The organism is Streptomyces sp. CBMA152 (assembly GCF_014596475.1).
In the GTDB taxonomy this organism is placed as follows: Bacteria; Actinomycetota; Actinomycetes; order Streptomycetales; family Streptomycetaceae; genus Streptomyces.
Genome location: NZ_MECJ01000033.1, coordinates 390,600 through 406,963 on the forward strand (window position 1 = coordinate 390,600; position 16,364 = coordinate 406,963).

Annotated in this window: 17 protein-coding genes and 2 tRNA genes; 5 read left to right on the plus strand and 14 right to left on the minus strand. The window is 71.9% G+C overall.

Annotated features, from left to right (window positions below):
- Positions 1-83 precede the first annotated feature (83 nt).
- Positions 84-1,271 carry a hypothetical protein gene (locus BG418_RS34795; protein WP_188278053.1) on the plus strand — a complete coding sequence of 396 codons (1,188 nt, stop codon included), beginning with the start codon at positions 84-86 and terminating at the stop codon, positions 1,269-1,271.
- Positions 1,268-2,836, plus strand: a complete 1,569-nt coding sequence (locus tag BG418_RS34800; protein ID WP_188278054.1) for a ferredoxin — start codon at positions 1,268-1,270, stop codon at positions 2,834-2,836. The genes BG418_RS34795 and BG418_RS34800 overlap by 4 nt, the downstream gene beginning before the upstream one ends.
- A 50-nt stretch (positions 2,837-2,886) precedes the next feature.
- Here BG418_RS34800 and BG418_RS34805 read toward each other — a convergent pair.
- Positions 2,887-2,959, minus strand: a tRNA-Ala gene (locus BG418_RS34805).
- A gap of 117 nt (positions 2,960-3,076) precedes the next feature.
- On the opposite strand from BG418_RS34805, the gene BG418_RS34810 reads away from it, so the two are divergent.
- A complete protein-coding gene (locus BG418_RS34810) occupies positions 3,077-4,276 on the plus strand; it encodes a glycosyltransferase 87 family protein (protein WP_317453861.1) in 1,200 nt (399 codons plus the stop codon).
- On the opposite strand, the gene BG418_RS34815 is transcribed toward BG418_RS34810, so the two are convergent.
- The 3 genes from BG418_RS34815 to BG418_RS34825 form a co-directional block, all read right to left on the minus strand.
- The gene (locus tag BG418_RS34815) at positions 4,245-4,478 is read right to left on the minus strand and encodes a hypothetical protein (protein WP_188278056.1); all 234 of its coding nucleotides are present in this window, start codon (positions 4,476-4,478) and stop codon (positions 4,245-4,247) included. The genes BG418_RS34810 and BG418_RS34815 overlap by 32 nt on opposite strands.
- 1 nt (position 4,479) lies before the next feature.
- Positions 4,480-4,644, minus strand: a complete 165-nt coding sequence (locus BG418_RS34820; RefSeq protein ID WP_188278057.1) for a hypothetical protein — start codon at positions 4,642-4,644, stop codon at positions 4,480-4,482.
- A 72-nt stretch (positions 4,645-4,716) separates the two neighbouring features.
- Complete coding sequence (locus tag BG418_RS34825) at positions 4,717-6,078, minus strand: MFS transporter (protein WP_317453877.1); 1,362 nt, start codon at positions 6,076-6,078, stop codon at positions 4,717-4,719.
- A gap of 181 nt (positions 6,079-6,259) precedes the next feature.
- Here BG418_RS34825 and BG418_RS34830 point away from each other — a divergent pair, with 181 nt between their 5' ends.
- Positions 6,260-7,129: a helix-turn-helix transcriptional regulator gene (locus tag BG418_RS34830; protein ID WP_188278059.1), complete on the plus strand. Its 870-nt coding sequence runs from the start codon at positions 6,260-6,262 to the stop codon at positions 7,127-7,129.
- A gap of 127 nt (positions 7,130-7,256) precedes the next feature.
- On the opposite strand, the gene BG418_RS34835 is transcribed toward BG418_RS34830, so the two are convergent.
- The 7 genes from BG418_RS34835 to BG418_RS34865 all read right to left on the minus strand — a co-directional run bounded on the left by BG418_RS34835 (position 7,257) and on the right by BG418_RS34865 (position 11,632).
- Positions 7,257-7,329: transfer RNA gene (locus BG418_RS34835), tRNA-Ala, on the minus strand.
- A 138-nt stretch (positions 7,330-7,467) separates the two neighbouring features.
- Entirely contained in the window at positions 7,468-8,124 is a 657-nt protein-coding gene (locus BG418_RS34840; protein WP_188278340.1) for a histidine phosphatase family protein, read from the minus strand.
- Positions 8,121-8,555 (minus strand): ribosome silencing factor, encoded by a 435-nt coding sequence (gene rsfS, locus BG418_RS34845; RefSeq protein ID WP_188278060.1) that lies wholly within the window; start codon positions 8,553-8,555, stop codon positions 8,121-8,123. Before rsfS ends, BG418_RS34840 begins: the two co-directional genes overlap by 4 nt.
- A 78-nt stretch (positions 8,556-8,633) precedes the next feature.
- Positions 8,634-10,346, minus strand: coding sequence for an LCP family protein (locus BG418_RS34850; RefSeq protein ID WP_188278061.1), 1,713 nt, complete (start codon positions 10,344-10,346; stop codon positions 8,634-8,636).
- Positions 10,347-10,360: 14 nt separating this feature from the next.
- Positions 10,361-10,981, minus strand: coding sequence for a nicotinate-nucleotide adenylyltransferase (gene nadD, locus BG418_RS34855; RefSeq protein ID WP_188278062.1), 621 nt, complete (start codon positions 10,979-10,981; stop codon positions 10,361-10,363).
- Between the two features lie 49 nt (positions 10,982-11,030).
- On the minus strand, positions 11,031-11,192 hold the full coding sequence (locus BG418_RS34860; RefSeq protein WP_188278063.1) for a hypothetical protein: 162 nt from the start codon (positions 11,190-11,192) through the stop codon (positions 11,031-11,033).
- Positions 11,193-11,398: 206 nt separating this feature from the next.
- Positions 11,399-11,632: a hypothetical protein gene (locus BG418_RS34865; protein WP_188278377.1), complete on the minus strand. Its 234-nt coding sequence runs from the start codon at positions 11,630-11,632 to the stop codon at positions 11,399-11,401.
- Between the two features lie 109 nt (positions 11,633-11,741).
- On the opposite strand from BG418_RS34865, the gene BG418_RS34870 reads away from it, so the two are divergent.
- Positions 11,742-12,950: a M48 family metallopeptidase gene (locus BG418_RS34870; RefSeq protein ID WP_188278064.1), complete on the plus strand. Its 1,209-nt coding sequence runs from the start codon at positions 11,742-11,744 to the stop codon at positions 12,948-12,950.
- Between the two features lie 33 nt (positions 12,951-12,983).
- Here BG418_RS34870 and BG418_RS34875 read toward each other — a convergent pair whose 3' ends face one another.
- From BG418_RS34875 to BG418_RS34885, 3 genes are all read right to left on the minus strand, one after another.
- Entirely contained in the window at positions 12,984-14,057 is a 1,074-nt protein-coding gene (locus BG418_RS34875) for a hypothetical protein (protein ID WP_188278065.1), read from the minus strand.
- 228 nt (positions 14,058-14,285) lie between these two features.
- Positions 14,286-14,888, minus strand: a complete 603-nt coding sequence (locus tag BG418_RS34880) for a hypothetical protein (protein WP_188278066.1) — start codon at positions 14,886-14,888, stop codon at positions 14,286-14,288.
- Positions 14,889-14,977: 89 nt separating this feature from the next.
- On the minus strand, positions 14,978-16,261 hold the full coding sequence (locus tag BG418_RS34885) for a glutamate-5-semialdehyde dehydrogenase (protein ID WP_188278067.1): 1,284 nt from the start codon (positions 16,259-16,261) through the stop codon (positions 14,978-14,980).
- Positions 16,262-16,364: the final 103 nt, after the last annotated feature.

Here is a 16,364-nt window from a genome sequence, read left to right on the forward strand (position 1 = left end):
TTCGGAGTCGCCCCATGAACCCTCACAGTCCCCGCTTGCTCAAACTGAACATCCCGTCCCTTAAGGGACGGTTGAAAGGAGGGATGTCCGGCGCCCTTCTGATCGCCTCGGTGGTGCTCATACCGGTACTGGGCGCGGCCTCGGGCGGCGCGTTCCGTGCCGCCCTGGACTTCACCACCGGCGTCCTGTCCCTGGTCACACTGTCGTCCTCGGTCGCCTGGGGCCTGCTCGCCACCGACCGGCTGTTCATGTCGATCCGGCAGCGCCTGGTCGCCCAGGCCATCCACCGCGCGACCGCCGTGTCCTCGATCGGCTTCCTCCTGGTGCACATCACCGTCAAGATCGCGGAGGGCCACACGTCCCTGCTCGGCGCCCTGATCCCCTTCGGGCTCGGCGTCACCGGCTCGGGCGGACTGATCGGCCTCGGCTCGCTCGCCGCCATCCTCATGGTCGTCACGGCCGCCACGGGCGCGCTGCGCAGCGCCTTCGCCAACCCCGACCGGGTGGCGGGCCACTGGCGCGCGGTGCACATGCTGGCCTACCCGGCCTGGTGCTTCGCGCTGATGCACGGCCTCTACGCGGGCCGTCCGGCGGCCGGCTGGGTCGTCACCCTGTACAGCCTCTCGCTGGCCGGTGTGGTCGGCGCCCTGGTCGTCCGCTCGCTGCCGCGCCCCGTCCAGCGCCGCATCGCCCGGCGGCTCGCCCCGCTCCTCGCGCGCGTGGAGGCCGCCCAGGCCGTCGCCCCGGACGCCTCGACCCCGCAGCCGCACCCGGCGGACCCCGCCTCGCCCCGCTACGAAGCACCCGCGCCGCACCCGTACCCGGCGGACGCCTTCGGACCCGACCCCTTCGCGAACGCGCCCTTCTCGGCCGACCCCCTCACGGCCGATCCGTACGAGAGCGCACAGCTGTACGAGGCCGGGCAGCCGCGTGCCGTACCCGGACAGCCGAAGCCGGCCACCGGCATCTCGGCCGCCTACCGCGCGGTCTCGCTGGCCCCCGCCCCGCCGCAGTACGCCCCGAGCTGGCCGACGCCCACCCCGCGTCCGCCGGAGAACATGCCGGTCCACGAGAACGGCCTCGGCGGCTTCGACGAGACGGCACCGCTGCCCACCGTCCCCTACGGGGACAGTGACCCTCTGTTCGGGGCCCCCTCCGGGCCGCCTCCCGAGTACGTACCACCCCGGCCCGAACCGTCCCCGCAGCCCAGCCCGTTCCACCAGCCCGTCGCCGGTGAGCCCTGGCACAGCCCCGCAGGAGATCGCCCGTGAACGTGCCCCTGCCCGACGTCCCCGAGGTGCGCGTCGTCGGACTGCCGCAGCTCACCGCCGGGTTCGACCTGGTCGAACGGCTCGGCCTCGACATGCACCTGAAGGTGCACGGCCCGCTGGAGCCGGTGCCCGGCGAGCGCCTGGCCCAGCTGGCCGAGGAGATCTCCCTCAACGGCCGCGGCGGCGCCGGGTTCCCCTTCGCCCGCAAACTGCGCGCGGTCGCCAAGTCCGCGATCCGGCGCGGAGTGCGCCCGGTGGTCGTCGTCAACGCGAGCGAGGGAGAGCCCGCCTGCCGCAAGGACACGGTGCTGGTGAACCGCGCCCCGCACCTGGTCCTCGACGGCGCTCTGCTGGCCGCCGAGGCACTGGGCGCGCGCACGCTGGTGGTCGCCGTGACCCGCGACTCCACGGAGGCGTCCATCCGCGCGGCCTTCGCCGAGCGGGGGCTCGCCGACAGACGCGGCACCGCCCTTCGCGCGCGCGTGGTGCGCACTCCGGAGCGGATGGTCTCGGGCGAGGCCTCGTCCGTGATCCGGGCCGCGGGCGGCGGGCCCGCGCTGCCGCCGGGGCGCAAGGTGCGCGCCTCGGACACCGGTATCGGCGGCGCGCCGACGCTGCTGTCGAACGCGGAGACGTACGCGCAGCTCGCCGTGGCCGCCCGCGTCGGCCCGCGCCGCTACAGCCACCACGGCCTGCCCACCGAGCCCGGCACGGTCCTGCTCACGCTCTCCGGGGCGGTCGCCCGCCCGATGGTGGTGGAGGTCCCGACCGGCGTGCCGCTGCGGTACGTACTGCAGCTGGCCGGTGCGCCGCCGGTGCCCCAGGGCGTGCTGACCGGCGGCTACCACGGGAGCTGGCTGGACGCGGCGGCCGCTCACGACGCGGTGGTCTCACGGGACTCGCTGGCAGCTCTCGGCGGGGCGCTGGGCGCGGGCGCGATCCTGCCGATCGGGCCGGAGACGTGCCCGCTGGGCGAGTCACTGCGGATCGCCAACTGGCTGGCCGCCGAGACGTCCGGCCAGTGCGGGCCCTGCCGGCTCGGGCTGCCGGCCGCGGCGGGCGGTCTGGCGGATGTGCTCAACGGCGGCGGCCCGGCCGCCCTGGAGGCGCTGCGCGAGGTCACCGGGGCGGTCAAGGGGCGCGGCGCGTGCAAGCACCCGGACGGTTCGGCCCGCTTCCTGACGTCGACCGTCAACGCGTTCACCGACGACCTGGCGGCGCATGTCCTGGCGGGCGGCTGCGGCCGCCCGACGCTGGGCCTGCTGCCGCTGCCGGGCGACGGTTACGCGGAGGAGGGCATTCCCAGCGGCGAGAAGGTGCTGGTCGACTGGACGCTCTGCGAGGGCCACGGGCTGTGCGCGGACCTCATCCCGGAGCTGATCCGGCTGGGCGCCGACGGCTATCCGGCGGTGGCCGACGCCACTGTCCCGATGCATCTGCGCGGGCGCGCACAACGGGCCGTGCGCCGGTGTCCCGCGCTGGCACTCCGTATCGAGCAGGCGCCCGCCGCTCTGCCCGCCCTGCCCGCCCCCGCCCGTAAGGCCCTGGGCAGCGGCCGTAGTTGACGCATGACAAGAAGGCGGCCACCCGATCCGGGTGGCCGCCTTCTTTATTGTGGAGCTAAGGAGAATTGAACTCCTGACCTCCTGCATGCCATGCAGGCGCTCTACCAACTGAGCTATAGCCCCTTGTTCTGTTTTCCGCCCGGTTTCCCTTGGCGACATCGAGAACATTACACGGTCCCCCCGGCACTCCACCAAATCGGTTGCCGTTCTGTACCGACAGGGCCGGTAACGTCCCCTTTCGTGACCGTGAACGTGCTCGCGCACACCGCCACCCGCCCGGCCCTCGTCCGCCGTCCCGTGCTGCTCGCCGCCACAGCGTGCCTGCTCTCGTTCGGCGCCTTCTGGATCGCCCAGCGGGCCGCCGGGGTCTCGATGATCGACCTGATGGTCTACCGGGCGGAGGGCGCCGCCGTACGGGCCGGGGCGGACCTCTACGCGATGCGCGCCACGCACGCGAGGCTGCCCACCACCTACCCGCCGTTCGCCGCGCTGCTGTTCACCCCGCTCACCCTGCTCGGTGTCCCCGAGATGCGCACGCTCGCCACCGTCGCGAACCTCGCCCTCCTTGTCGCGCTCGCCCATTTGTCGCTGCGTCTGGCAGGGCGGGAGCGACCGGGGGCCGCGCTGTGGGTGGCGGCGCTCGCCGTGTGGTGCGAGCCGGTGTGGACGACGCTGCGCTACGGCCAGATCAATCTGCTGCTCGCGGTCGCCGTCCTGTGGGACCTCACCCGGCGCCCGGGCCACCGAGGGGCGGGCGCGGGCATCGGCCTGGCCGCCGCCGTGAAGCTGACGCCCGCCCTGTTCGCGCTCTTCCTGCTGCTGACCGGGCTCGTACGCGCGCGTGGAGACGGCTGGAACACATGGCTGCGGCAGGCGGCGACGGCGCTCGCGGTGTTCGCGGGGGCGACCCTGGCCACCGCCGTGGTCCTGCCTCGGGACTCGCGGCGCTTCTGGACCTCCACGCTCTTCGAGGCGGACCGGGTCGGCCACGCCGAGGACACCGCCAACCAGTCGCTGCGCGGGGTGCTGGCGCGCCTGTTGCACACCGGGGACCCCGGGACGTGGTGGACGGTCGCCGCGGCCGTCACAGCGGCGCTGGGGCTCTGCGCGGCGGTACGGGCCGAGGTGCGCGGCGAGCGGGCCTGGGCGGCGCTGTCCTGCGCCGTCACCGCGCTCCTGGTGAGCCCCGTCTCCTGGTCGCACCACTGGGTGTGGTGCGTTCCGGTCCTGGTGCTGCTCGGCGCGCAGCGCCTGTGGTGGGCGGCCGCCGGCGCGCTCTTCTGCTCGTACGCGCTGTGGTGGGTGCCGCACGGGGTGGGCCGTCCCGAACTCGCCCAGAACGGTGTGCAGATGGCGCTCTCGGCGCTCTATCCGCTGGCCGGAGCCGCCTTTGTGACGGCGGCCGCGCTCAGGCCGTGGCGAACGAGTAGAACCTCTTGAGGGTGCAGTGCGCCTCCAGGAGGCGGCCGTAGATCGGCTCGCCCTCCAGCTCCCGATAGGTCTCGATCGGGTCGCCTTTTATGATCAGCGCCCGCGCGCATTCCTCGCACCAGTACTGGTAGTCGGCGTTGATCGGTTCCATGTCCCGGACGATCGGCGTACCGCTGCCGCACCAGTCGCACTTCCGCCTGTGTGCACCCATCTCAGCTCCAGCTGTGGCCGCAGGCCGTGCACACGTAGGAGACGCCACCGCCGTCGTCGCCGAGCATCTGGGCGACATGGAAGGAACCGCAGGCCGGACACGTCAGGCGGGCGGCCGAGGTCGGTGTACCGGACAGGTCCGGGAACTCGTCGCGGCTCGCAGGCATCGCGGTCTCCCTCCCGTTCGGTCCGTCGTCCCCCTCCGGCCGTCACGATTCTGCCATGGCCGCGCAAGAGGGTCAGCGACGTCGTGATACGAGAGCCGTCAGTACCCCCACCAGGGCCGCTCCTGCCAGCGCGACGGAGCACGCCCACAGCGCGTCGCCGGACGCGTGCGCCCCCGCGCCGAGCCGGTTCAGGAAGAGCGTGCCGAAGCTCGCGACCCCGATGAGCTGGCCGAGCTGGTTCACCGTCGCGAGCAGTCCGCTGGCGTCGGCCGCGTCCTCGGGCCGTACGTTCGCCAGCGCCCCGGCGAACGTGGGGCTGAAAGCGAGCGCCAGACCGGCGCCGACCCCCGCGTACGCACCGTAGATGGCGAGGCCCCCGGTACCGCCGCCGTGCTGCAGCGCGCCCGTGGCCACCGTGGACACCGCGGTCAGCGCGAACCCGCCGGGCACCAGCGCCCGTTGCCAGGAGGCGGGCCAGCGCCGCCAGGTGAGGCCGACCGTGCCGAAGACCGCGGCGGTCGGCGCGAAGGTGAGCCCCGCGCGCAGCGCGCTGTAGCCGAGGCCGCCCTGGATGTGCAGTGTGAGGGTGAACAGGAAGCCCGCGTTGATCGCCATCGCCACGGCGATCCTGGTGACCGCGAGGCCCATGCCGGGTATCCGCAGCACCCTGGGGGCGATCAGCGGGGCGCCGCCGCGCCGCGCGAGCCGCGACTCGTACGCCCAGAAGGCGGCGAAGAGCACCACGCTCGACGCCAGCGACAGCCACGCCCACAGCGGCCAGTCCTCCTCCTGCCCGAGCACCAGCGGCACCGTGAGCAGCGACACGGACCCGCCGAGCAGCACCAGGCCGGGCAGGTCGAGATCGCGCATCAGCCGGGCGGCGCCGCGCCGCTCACGCCGGTCCCTGGGCAGATAGCGCGCGCCGAGGGCCAGCAGGGTTATGCCGATGGGCACGTTGACCAGGAACACCGGCCGCCAGCCGGCTCCGAAGAGGTCGGCACTGACCAGGATGCCGCCCAGGACCTGCCCGGCGGCGGCGCCGGTGGCGAGCACCGCGGAGTAGACGCCGAGGGCACGCACGCGTGCCTCTCCGGTGAAGTTGCGCTGGATGAGGCTGAGCACCTGCGGGATCATCAGCGCCGACCCCACGCCCTGCAACAGCCGGAAGGCGATCAGTTGTCCGGTGCTCCCGGACAGGCCGCAGGCGAGCGAGGCGGCGGTGAAGACGGCGAGCCCGACGAGGTAGAGCCTGCGGTGCCCGAGCAGTTCGCCCAGGCGCGCGCCGGTGATCAGCAGGACGGCGTACGCGATGGTGTAGCCGGCGACGACGAGCTGCAACCCGGCGCCGGACGCGTGGAGTTCGGTGCGGATGGTGGGGGCGGCGACGTTGACGATGAACACGTCCAGGAGCGCCATGAACTGCGCGGCGAGCACGATCGCGAGCAGCAGCGGAGGCCGATTGTCAGTGGCAGCGTCTTTACTGAGCAAGGGACTTGGCCCCGTGGGAAGTGCTGTGGTCATGAAAGCGAGCCTGACCGCAGTCGGATACGGGTAACGAGAGCCCGCTGATGCTGGTACTGACAGCACCTGGCAGCGGTGGGCGACGGGATGGACGATGGGGGACGTGACGACAGTGGCTACACCGAACGGACGCCGGAGGCCGGAGCTGGCGGCCTTCCTGCGCGGCAGGCGGGCGCGGGTCACACCGGCCGACGTCGGCATGGCGCCGGGCCTGCGGCGGCGTACGCCGGGGCTGCGCCGCGAGGAGGTCGCCACGCTCTCCGGAGTCGGCGTGACCTGGTACACCTGGCTGGAGCAGGGCCGTCCCATCAACGCCTCGCCGCAGGTCCTGGACGCGGTGGCACGCACGCTCCGCCTCGACCAGCCCGAGCGCGAGCATCTGTACCACCTGGCGGACGTGGCCTTCGAGCCGGACCGTGAGGCGTGCCCGGCGGCCATCGGCCCCGAGGTCCAGGGCCTGATCGACGCCCTCGACCCGCACCCGGCGGTGGTCTACAACGGGCGCTACGACATCCTCGCGACCAACGCCGCCTACCGGGACCTGTTCGACCTGCCGGAGATCCGCGCGATGGGCGTGCGCAACGTCCTGTGGACGATATTCATGCTGCCGGAATCGGAGTGCCCGGTGCTGTTCCGGGAGCAGGAACTGCCGGTGATGGTGGCGACACTGCGCTCCGAGTACGGGCGCCATGTCGGCGAGCCCGTCTGGGAGACGTTCATCGCGCGGCTGTCGGCGGCCAGCTCCTACTTCGCGGAGCTCTGGCAGAACGGCGACGTGGTCCCGCCGGGCCCGCGCGTGAAGACCTTCCGGCACCAGGCGGTCGGCGAGATACGGATGACGTCGCTGTCCCTGTCGATCAACGGCATGCCGGACTTCCGGCTGGTCACGTACACACCGAACGACGAGGAGAGCCGTGCGCGGACGGCGGCCCTGCGGGAGATGCGGGAGAAGCTCTGGGCGTGAGGCGTCCGCGCGGGCACGGGGCCGCGCGGACGCCTCACTCCCGCAGGCCGTTCCCCGAAAGGGGGCGGGTCTCGGGAAAACGAAAGATCCCGCCCGGTCGAACCGACCGGACGGGATCTTGTACCTGTGGAGCTAAGGAGAATTGAACTCCTGACCTCCTGCATGCCATGCAGGCGCTCTACCAACTGAGCTATAGCCCCGCTGTTCGCTTTGTTTCCCGCGCTCCTGCGCCGCGAACAAGAAGAACTTTAGCCTGCGACCTGCCGGAAAGTGAAATCCGGTGGTCGCACCGCCCGGGCGGCCGGTCGGCGGCCCCGGCGGACGCCCAAGTCGTCGTCTCAGTCGTCGTCGCCGAGGACCGGCTCGGGCAGCGTGCCGGCGTTGTGCTCCAGGAGCCGCCAGCCGCGCGCGCCCTCGCCCAGGACGGACCAGCAGCAGTTCGAGAGGCCGCCCAGGCCCTCCCAGTGGTGCGCCTCCAGGCCGAGGAGGCGCCCGATGGTCGTACGGATCGTCCCGCCGTGGCTGACCACGACCAGGGTGCCGTCGTCGGGCAGCTTGTCGGCGTGGCTGAGCACCACCGGGGCGGCCCGGTCGGCCACCTCGGTCTCCAGCTCGCCGCCGCCCCGGCGCACCGGCTCGCCGCGCTTCCACGCCGCGTACTGCTCGCCGTAGCGCTCCACGATCTCCTCGTGGGTCAGGCCCTGCCAGGCGCCCGCGTACGTCTCCCGCAGGGCCTCGTCGTACGCCACCGGGAGCCCGGCCACGGCGGCCAGCTCGCCGGCGGTCGCCGCGGCCCTCTTGAGGTCCGAGGCGATGATCGCGTCCGGCTTGAGGGCCGCGAGCAGGCGCGCGGCGCGGCGCGCCTGGCCCAGGCCCGTCTCGGTCAGCTCGATGTCCGTGGAGCCCTGGAAGCGGCGCTCCAGGTTCCACGCCGTCTGACCGTGCCGCCACAGGACGACGCGGCGGCCCCTGGGCTTTACGTTGCCGGCGTTCAGCTCAGCTCACCGTCCTCCGTCCCACCGTGCAGCTGGGCGTGCTCGGCGGCCTTGCCGCGGGTCTTCACCGCGTCGTCGGGCAGCGCGATCTCGGGGCAGTCCTTCCACAGCCGCTCCAGGGCGTAGAAGACGCGCTCCTCGCTGTGCTGGACGTGCACGACGATGTCGACGTAGTCCAGCAGGATCCAGCGGGCGTCGCGGTCGCCCTCGCGGCGCACCGGCTTGGCGCCGAGCTCCTTGTTCAGGCGCTCCTCGACCTCCTCCGCGATGGACTTGACCTGGCGGTCGTTGGGGGCGGAGGCGAGCAGGAAGGCGTCGGTGATCGACAGCACATCGCTGACGTCGTACGCGATGATGTCGTGCGCGAGCCGGTCGGCGGCCGCCTGAGCGGCGGCGGTGATGAGCTCGATGGAACGGTCCGTGGCGGTCACAAGCAGGCTTTCGTCGGCGGTCAGATCGATTCAGATCGTTCTCCAGGATCTCACGGACCGCCGACAGCCCCGAAAGGATTACTTGACCTTGTAATCCTTGCCCAGCACCACGGTGACATCCGCGTTCGCCGCGGCCTTGCCCTGCTTGACCGCACCGGCCGGCAGACCCAGCGTCTTGGCGACCTCTTCGGCCTTCGCCTTCTGCCCCGCGTCACCGTAGGTGACGGTGGACGCCGACTGGGTGCTCGCGCTGCCCCCGTCGATGAAGGCGTAGCCGCCGTTGACCAGGTCGACCCGGGCCTTGTCGGCCGCCTTGGCGTTGCCGCTGCCGTTGGCCACCCCGACCCGGACCGCCGCGCCCTTGTCGGGAGCCGTGACCGTGCCGCCCAGGATGTCCTTGACGACGCTGTCGCTCGCCTGCGCGCTGAGCGTGCCGTCGGCCTGGACCGGCAGGAGCGCCGTCTTGTACGCGCCGACCTTGGCGTGCTCGGCGAGCTTGGCCAGCGAGGCGCCCAGGTCCGACTCGGGCAGCGAGGGGTCGAGGATCTGCGCGAGCGTCTGCACGGTGATCGTCGCGGCCTTGGGGTCGTCCGAGATCTTGCGCAGCACGCCGTACATGACCTGCCCGAACCGCTGCAACTGCTTGGCGTCGGCCTCGCCGGGCCCCTTGTAGGTGGCGTACGCGACGGCCATCTGCCCGGTCAGCGTCTGGTCGTCGCCCTTCTTCACCACCGGATCCGCGCCCGCCTTGGTGCTCGGCACATCGGTGTCGGTGCTGATGTCGACGTTGCCGACCAGGTCGACCAGGTTCTCCAGGTAGGGCGTGTCCAGGCGCCAGGTGCCGGTGATCTTGGTGCCGAGCAGGGTGCCGATCGCCTCGCGCGTGCCCTGGGCGCCGTCGCCGTCGACGGACTTGCCCAGCGTGGTGCGGGTGCCGTCGTCGTTGGAGACGGCGAGCGAGTTGGGCAGCAGCACGGTGGTGCCCTGCTTGGTGGTCGCGTTGTTCACGAGCAGCGCCGTGGAGGTGCCGCCCTTCTGGGTGTTGTGCAGATGCACGACGATCACGTCCCGCTTCTGCGCCCCGACCGCGGCCGCCGGAGCCTTCGAACCGGAGGACGACGACAGGCCGGGCAGCTTGCCGACCGACCACAGGTAGCCGACGCCGCCGACCGCCGCGAGGGCCAGCACCACGACCAGCGCGACGATGCGGTTGCGGCCGCGGCGCCGCGCCTCCTCGCGCCGCTCACTGCGGCTCTCGGTGAACTTCAGCCAGTCGATGACGTCTTCGGAGTCCTCGTCGGGCTCCTCGATGAACGCGAACTGCTCGGTGCCGTAGTCGCGTTCGTCCTTGCGCTGCTGCGGCAGGACCGGCACCTGCTCGGCCACCGCCTCCGGCGCGGCCTCCTGGACGGGGGCCTGCACCTGGGCTTGGACCGGAGCCTGGGCAGCCGCCTCGGCGGCCGTCGGCTGCTGCTGCGCCGGGGCCTGCTGCTGGCTCCACTGCTGCGTGCTGTCGTAGCCGTAGCCCTGTTGCTGCTGCGGCACGGAGGGCTGGGCGGACTGGCCGTACGGGTCGTATCCGTAAGAAGGCTGCTGCTGGGCGTACGGGTCGTACCCGTAGCCGCCCTGCTGCTGAGTCTGCTGGGACTGCTGCGCCTGCTGGTTCTGGGCGTACGGGTCGTACGAAGCCTGCTGCGGCACTTGCTGGTACACCGGCTGGCCGTACTCGTCATAACCGACAAGCTGCACCTGCGGTGCATACGGGTCGTGCGGGTCCTGTCGGTCGTTCACCGGGTGCCCTTCTCTCACTCGCCGCGGTACAGCTGGCGCTTGTCGATGTAGCGCACCACACCGTCCGGAACCAGATACCAGACCGGATCGCCCTGCGCGACCCTCGCCCGGCAGTCCGTCGACGAGATCGCCAGCGCGGGCACCTCCACCAGCGACACCCCGCCCTCGGGCAGACCGTCGTCGGTGAGCAGATGGCCGGGGCGGGTCACCCCGATGAAGTGGGCGAGCGAGAACAGCTCGTCCACGTCGCGCCAGGTGGTGAGGATCTGGGAGAGGGCGTCGGCGCCCGTGATGAAGAAGAGGTCCGCGTCGCTGTTGAGCGCGCGCAGATCCCGCAGGGTGTCGACGGTGTACGTCGCGCCGCCGCGGTCGATGTCGATGCGGCTCACCGAGAACTGCGGGTTGGACGCGGTCGCGATGACCGTCATCAGATACCGGTCCTCGGCCGCGGAGACATGCTTGTGGCTCTTCTGCCACGGCTGCCCCGTCGGTACGAACACGACCTCGTCCAGATGGAACTGAGAGGCCACCTCGCTGGCGGCCACCAGGTGTCCGTGGTGGATCGGGTCAAACGTTCCGCCCATCACGCCGATGCGCCGCTTGACCGGACCGGTAGGCACTTCCTGCTCTCCCATGCGTGCAGAGCCTACTGGCCCGGTGGAACGCCCCGCCTCGGCGGTCGCGTCAGCGGTCGCGGTTGAAGCGCGTGGTGATCCACAGCAGGAGCAGCAGCGCGACCAGGGCGCCGCCACCGGTGACGTACGGGCTGAGGCTTTCGTGGTTGCCACCGTGCTCGGTGCCCTCGGCGAGGGAGACCAGGTTGGCGGCGGTGCTGTGGAGGCTCATCGTCAGCAGGACCTATCCGGGAGTCGGAGCGGAGACTTCGGGCTCATCGTATGCGGGCGGCCCGGGCACGCTCACGCCGACTCAGCCGTTCAGTCCCGGGCGGGGGTTCGCGACCAAGCCGGGGCCGGTCCCGAGTAACGCTCGCGGCGCGGTACGTGCGGTGAACCGGGCGTCGTTCCCGGCGGGGTACCCGGGGTGAGCCGGGGTCAGTCCCGGGCGGCGCTCTCCGCGCCGGACCGGCCGTCCTCGGCCCGCTCGGCGGCGGGCTCCGCCGTCGTCGGCTCGCCCGTCGTCTCGTCGTCGGTCGAGCGGTAGCCGCGCAGCAGCAGCCAGGCGAGGCCGGCCGCGCCGAGGATGGTCACGACCAGCACGATCCGCAGCACATTGCCGGGTCCTTGCTGGTCGGAGGCGGCGGCGAGCAGCGTCACGGCGTCCGACATGGCAGGTCTCTCCTTGGTTATCCACAGGCCCCCGTCACACGGTAGCCCCACCGCCTAGTGTGGATGTCGTCAGGGGGACGAGCCGAGACTCTCAGGCAGGGGGACACCAATGACCGAAGACCTTCAGGACAGCGTGCCGAGCAGGCAGCGCCGACGCTTCCCCGGGATCTCCTCCCGGGCCTACGAACATCCCGCGGACCGCTCGGCGCTGGTCGCGCTGCGCAAGCTCAGCGGGTTCGACACCGTCTTCAAGGCGCTCAGCGGTCTGCTGCCGGAGCGCAGCCTGCGCCTGCTCTTCCTCTCCGACTCGGTGCGGGTCAGCGACGCCCAGTTCGCGCACCTCAACGCCATGCTGCGGGACGCCTGTTACATCCTGGACCTGGAGAAGGTCCCTCCGATGTACGTGACCCAGGACCCCCAGCCCAACGCGATGTGCATCGGCCTCGACGAGCCGATCATCGTCGTCACCACGGGCCTCGTGGAACTGCTCGACGAGGAGGAGATGCGCGCGGTCGTCGGCCACGAGGTGGGCCACGCGCTGTCCGGTCACTCCGTCTACCGCACGATCCTGCTCTTCCTCACCAACCTGGCGCTGAAGATCGCCTGGATTCCGCTGGGCAACGTGGCGGTGATGGCGATCGTGACGGCGCTGCGGGAGTGGTTCCGCAAGTCGGAGCTGTCGGCGGACCGGGCCGGACTGCTCGTCGGCCAGGACCTCCAGGCCTCGATGCGGGGCCTGATGAAGATAGCCGGTGGCAACCACCTGCACGAGATGAACGTGGACGCGTTCCTGGAGCAGGCCGAGGAGTACGAGGCGGGCGGCGACCTGCGCGACTCGGTCCTGAAGATCCTGAACGTACTGCCCCGCTCGCACCCGTTCACCACGGTGCGCGCGGCCGAGCTGAAGAAGTGGGCCGCGACCCGCGACTACCAGCGGATCATGGACGGTCACTACCCGCGCCGCGAGGAGGACAAGGACACCTCGGTCACCGACTCGTTCCGCGAGTCCGCCGCGTCGTACGCCGACTCGGTACGGACGAGCAAGGATCCCCTGATGAAGCTGGTCGGCGACATAGCCGGCGGCACGGCGGACCTGGGCGGCAAGCTGTACGGCAAGTTCACGGGCGCGGGCTCCGGCTCGCGTACGACGGACTCCGGTCCGTCGGACCGGCCGACGGATGGGCCTGCGGATGGCCCGGTCGACGGATCGGCGGGCACGGACCGCCCCTCCGGCACGGCGGACGGCGACGGGCCGAACGACGAGCCCAGGGACGGCGACGGCGGCGCCACCGGTGGCAACGGCGGCGGCAAGGGCTGAGAGCTCGCCAGGGCCTGTCCGGTGGGTCTGGCCCTACGGCGTCGGCTGGGCGCTGGTGGCGAGGGTGCCGCAGAGGGCGGCGGTGGCGGGACCGGTCGCATACGGGTCGGTTCCCGCCGGGCCGACCGTGTTGGCCCGCTCCCCCGCCAGCAGCGGCCGCAGCTGCGCGGAGACATCGGCCGAGCAAGCCTGCGGTCCGGCCTCCACATAGCTGACCTGGAGCTCCACCCGGTGCAGGCGCAGGTCGTCGCGGTCGAAGCGGAAGTGCAGCTCACGGCGGACGGTGAAGAGCGAGGCCGCCTTGGCCGAACCGGTCGCGGCCGGGCGCAGGGCGTACGTGAAGGTGTGGTCGGACGTCACGTCCAGGGTGTCCCGGCTGGACTCGGCGTAGTGGAACGTGCCCTGCACCCGTACCTGGGTGTCGGCGAGAGCCACCTTGGCCGGATCGAATCGCACCAGCCAGCCGGTGGCCGCGTGGCGGCCGTCGTCGGCGGGGTTGTCGATGCTCTGGTCGAACTGGGCCAGCAGGTCCGGGTCGAGCAGCGCCCGCACCTGGTGCACGGACTTGCCGGTGAGGACCTGGGGGTCGAGAGAGGACTGGACCAGATACTTCTTGGCGGTGGTCACACCGGCGATGATCTGGCTCTCGGAGAAGTGGGACGTCCTGCGGACGGCCGGGAGGTTGATGCCCTCGGCGCCGGTGCGGAACTGGGCGGCCGGGCTGTGGTCGAAGAGCTGGGCGGCGTCGATGCCGGGAACGGCGCCCTGGGGCGCCAGGGGTATGACGGTCATGCGCAGCGGCTCGGCGGCGACGCTGCCGCCACCGGGCTGGTACGGGTGACGCAGGCCCATGTACACGGCGGTACCGAAGGCGACGAAGAGGAGGACGACCAGCGCGACTATCTGCCTGGTGAAGGGCTTGAAGGACCAGCTGGAGCGGCTGCGCACCGCACGCGCGTGCTCACGCATCCGTTCCTGTGCGGAGAATTCCTGCAGGCGGGCAGCCCGGACGAACGATTCGTCGAAGACGACGGATCGGTACTCGTCCTCACCTCCGCCGGGGAGACCCTCCGGTGTCCCCTCGGGTGGCTCTCCACGCCCTGCCATACCTTCAGGGTAGGTCGCCGGAGGGGCCCGTAAACGCGCTGGTACGCGACAAGTTCTGGCGAGTTCTCGACCACTCGGCCAGAGGGGGGTCGGACGGGCGTCGGACGGGCGTCAGAGAGCCATCGGAAGCCTGTCCGAGCGGGGGCCGGAGGCGGGGTGGGGTGGGCGCGGGGTGGGGGTCGGGGGGAGGGGGCGGGGGGGGAGCCCCCCACCCCGATCAAGCCCCGCTCACCCCATCCGAGGTACAGCCGAAGCCGCAGGCGCAGCAGGCGCAGCCGGTGCCGAATAGTCAGCCGAAGCGCTGGGTCCCACCGTCACCGGGACCGGCAGTCCGGGTTTGCCCTCCGGCTTGTCCACATTGCTGGTGGCCGGTGTCCGGGCCGGGTCGTCGCTGCCGGAGGAGGCGCCGCGGTAGACGGCCGCGAAGGCCAGGGCGATCATGCCGATGCCCATGATCAGGGCGAGCAGCCAGGCGACCGGGCGGTGCCAGCGGGAGCGGCCGCGGTAGGGGCGCAGGGCGCCGCCGTGCGGGCCGTAGGGGCCTGCCTCGGCGCCGCCGGGGAAGGCGGGGCCGAACGCGTCGGGGTCGCGGGACGGGTAGGTGAAGTCGTCGTCCGGGCCGGAGCCCGCGCGGGCTCGGGCCGCGTCGGCCTCGGCGCGCGCCTGGGCTGCGGCCAACAGCCGTTCCACGGCGCTCGGTTCATGGATCTCGGCGGCCCGTACGAAGTCCTCGTCGAAGACCACGGAGGCGAATGCGTCGTCCGCGCCCCCGCGGTCGTCGTCGGGCTCCCAGCCGTCCGGGAACGGCCTGCCCCCCACGTCGTCCGGCACGGGTTCAGCGTAGCCCCGGCGCGGTCGTTTTGGGCAGGGAGTGTCCGAACTCTCCCCTTCGGGGGCAGCCGGATCCATCCACCGGGCGCCTACCGGATGTGCCCGTCGCCGGTGACGATGTACTTCGTCGACGTGAGTTCGGGCAGGCCCATGGGCCCGCGGGCGTGGAGTTTCTGGGTGGAGATGCCGATCTCGGCGCCGAAGCCGAACTGGCCGCCGTCGGTGAAGCGGGTGGAGGCGTTCACGGCGACGGTGGTGGAATCGACCAACTGGGTGAAGCGGCGGGCTGCGGCCTGGGAGGTGGTGACGATCGCCTCGGTGTGGCCCGAGGTCCACTGCCGGATGTGCGCGACGGCCGCGTCGAGGGAGTCGACGACGGCGGCCGCGATGTCGTACGAGAGGTACTCGGTCTCCCAGTCCTCGGCGGTGGCGGGGACGACCGTCGCCTTGGTCGCCTCGGCGTAGGCGAGGACCCGCTCGTCGGCGTGGACGCTGACTCCCGCGTCGGCGAGCGCGTCGAGGGCGCGCGGCAGGAAGGCGTCGGCGATGTCGCGGTGGACGAGGAGCGTCTCGGCGGCGTTGCAGACGGAGGGCCTGGACGCCTTGGAGTTGATGAGGATGTCGACGGCCATGTCGAGGTCGGCCTGGGCGTCCACGTACACATGGCAGTTGCCGGTGCCGGTCTCGATGACGGGGACGGTGGACTGTTCGACGACGGTGCGGATGAGGGAGGCGCCGCCGCGCGGGATGAGGACGTCGACGAGGCCGCGGGCGCGCATCAACTCCTGTACAGAGTCGCGGGATTCGCCGGGTACGAGCTGGATGGCGTCGGCGGGCAGGCCCGCTTCGGCGACGGCGTCGCGGAGCACCTGTACGAGCGCGGTGTTGGACTCGTACGCGGAGGACGAGCCGCGCAGCAGGACGGCGTTGCCGGACTTGAGGCAGAGGGCGGCGGCGTCGACGGTCACATTCGGCCGTGCTTCGTAGATGATGCCGACGACGCCGAGGGGGACCCTGACCTGGCGCAGGTCGATGCCGTTGGGCAGGGTGGAGCCGCGGACGACTTCGCCGACGGGGTCGGGCAGGGCGGCGACGTCGCGTACGTCGGAGGCGATGGCGCGCACGCGCTCGGGGGTGAGGGTGAGGCGGTCGACGACGGTCTCGCTGGTCCCGGCCTCGCGGGCCTTGGTGATGTCGAGGGTGTTGGCCTCGACGATCTCCTGGGTGCGGGCTTCGAGGGCGTCGGCGATCGCCTGGAGCGCGTCGTCCTTGGCCGCGCGCGGCAATGGCGCGATTTCGGCGGCGGCCGTGCGGGCCCGGTGGGCGGCCTGGAGGACCGGGGACATGTTCTCGTTCGGGGATTGCGCGCTCATGCACGCAGGGTAATGCTCCCGGCGTGGGCGTTCCGCCGGTATTCCACTGTCCGAGACGGGTCTCTCACGGTGTGGTCGCGCGCTGGGCCTCGGTGAGCTGGTC

Coding starts and splice junctions, on each gene's coding strand:
- BG418_RS34865 (WP_188278377.1), bottom strand. CDS start 11,632: ATGTCGGACGCCGTGACGCTGCTCGCCGCCGCCTCCGACCAGCAAGGA.
- BG418_RS34820 (WP_188278057.1), bottom strand. CDS start 4,644: ATGCCTGCGAGCCGCGACGAGTTCCCGGACCTGTCCGGTACACCGACC.
- BG418_RS34830 (WP_188278059.1), top strand. CDS start 6,260: ATGGGGGACGTGACGACAGTGGCTACACCGAACGGACGCCGGAGGCCG.
- BG418_RS34875 (WP_188278065.1), bottom strand. CDS start 14,057: ATGGCAGGGCGTGGAGAGCCACCCGAGGGGACACCGGAGGGTCTCCCC.
- BG418_RS34815 (WP_188278056.1), bottom strand. CDS start 4,478: ATGGGTGCACACAGGCGGAAGTGCGACTGGTGCGGCAGCGGTACGCCG.
- BG418_RS34860 (WP_188278063.1), bottom strand. CDS start 11,192: ATGAGCCTCCACAGCACCGCCGCCAACCTGGTCTCCCTCGCCGAGGGC.
- BG418_RS34885 (WP_188278067.1), bottom strand. CDS start 16,261: ATGAGCGCGCAATCCCCGAACGAGAACATGTCCCCGGTCCTCCAGGCC.
- nadD (WP_188278062.1), bottom strand. CDS start 10,981: ATGGGAGAGCAGGAAGTGCCTACCGGTCCGGTCAAGCGGCGCATCGGC.
- BG418_RS34795 (WP_188278053.1), top strand. CDS start 84: ATGTCCGGCGCCCTTCTGATCGCCTCGGTGGTGCTCATACCGGTACTG.
- BG418_RS34870 (WP_188278064.1), top strand. CDS start 11,742: ATGACCGAAGACCTTCAGGACAGCGTGCCGAGCAGGCAGCGCCGACGC.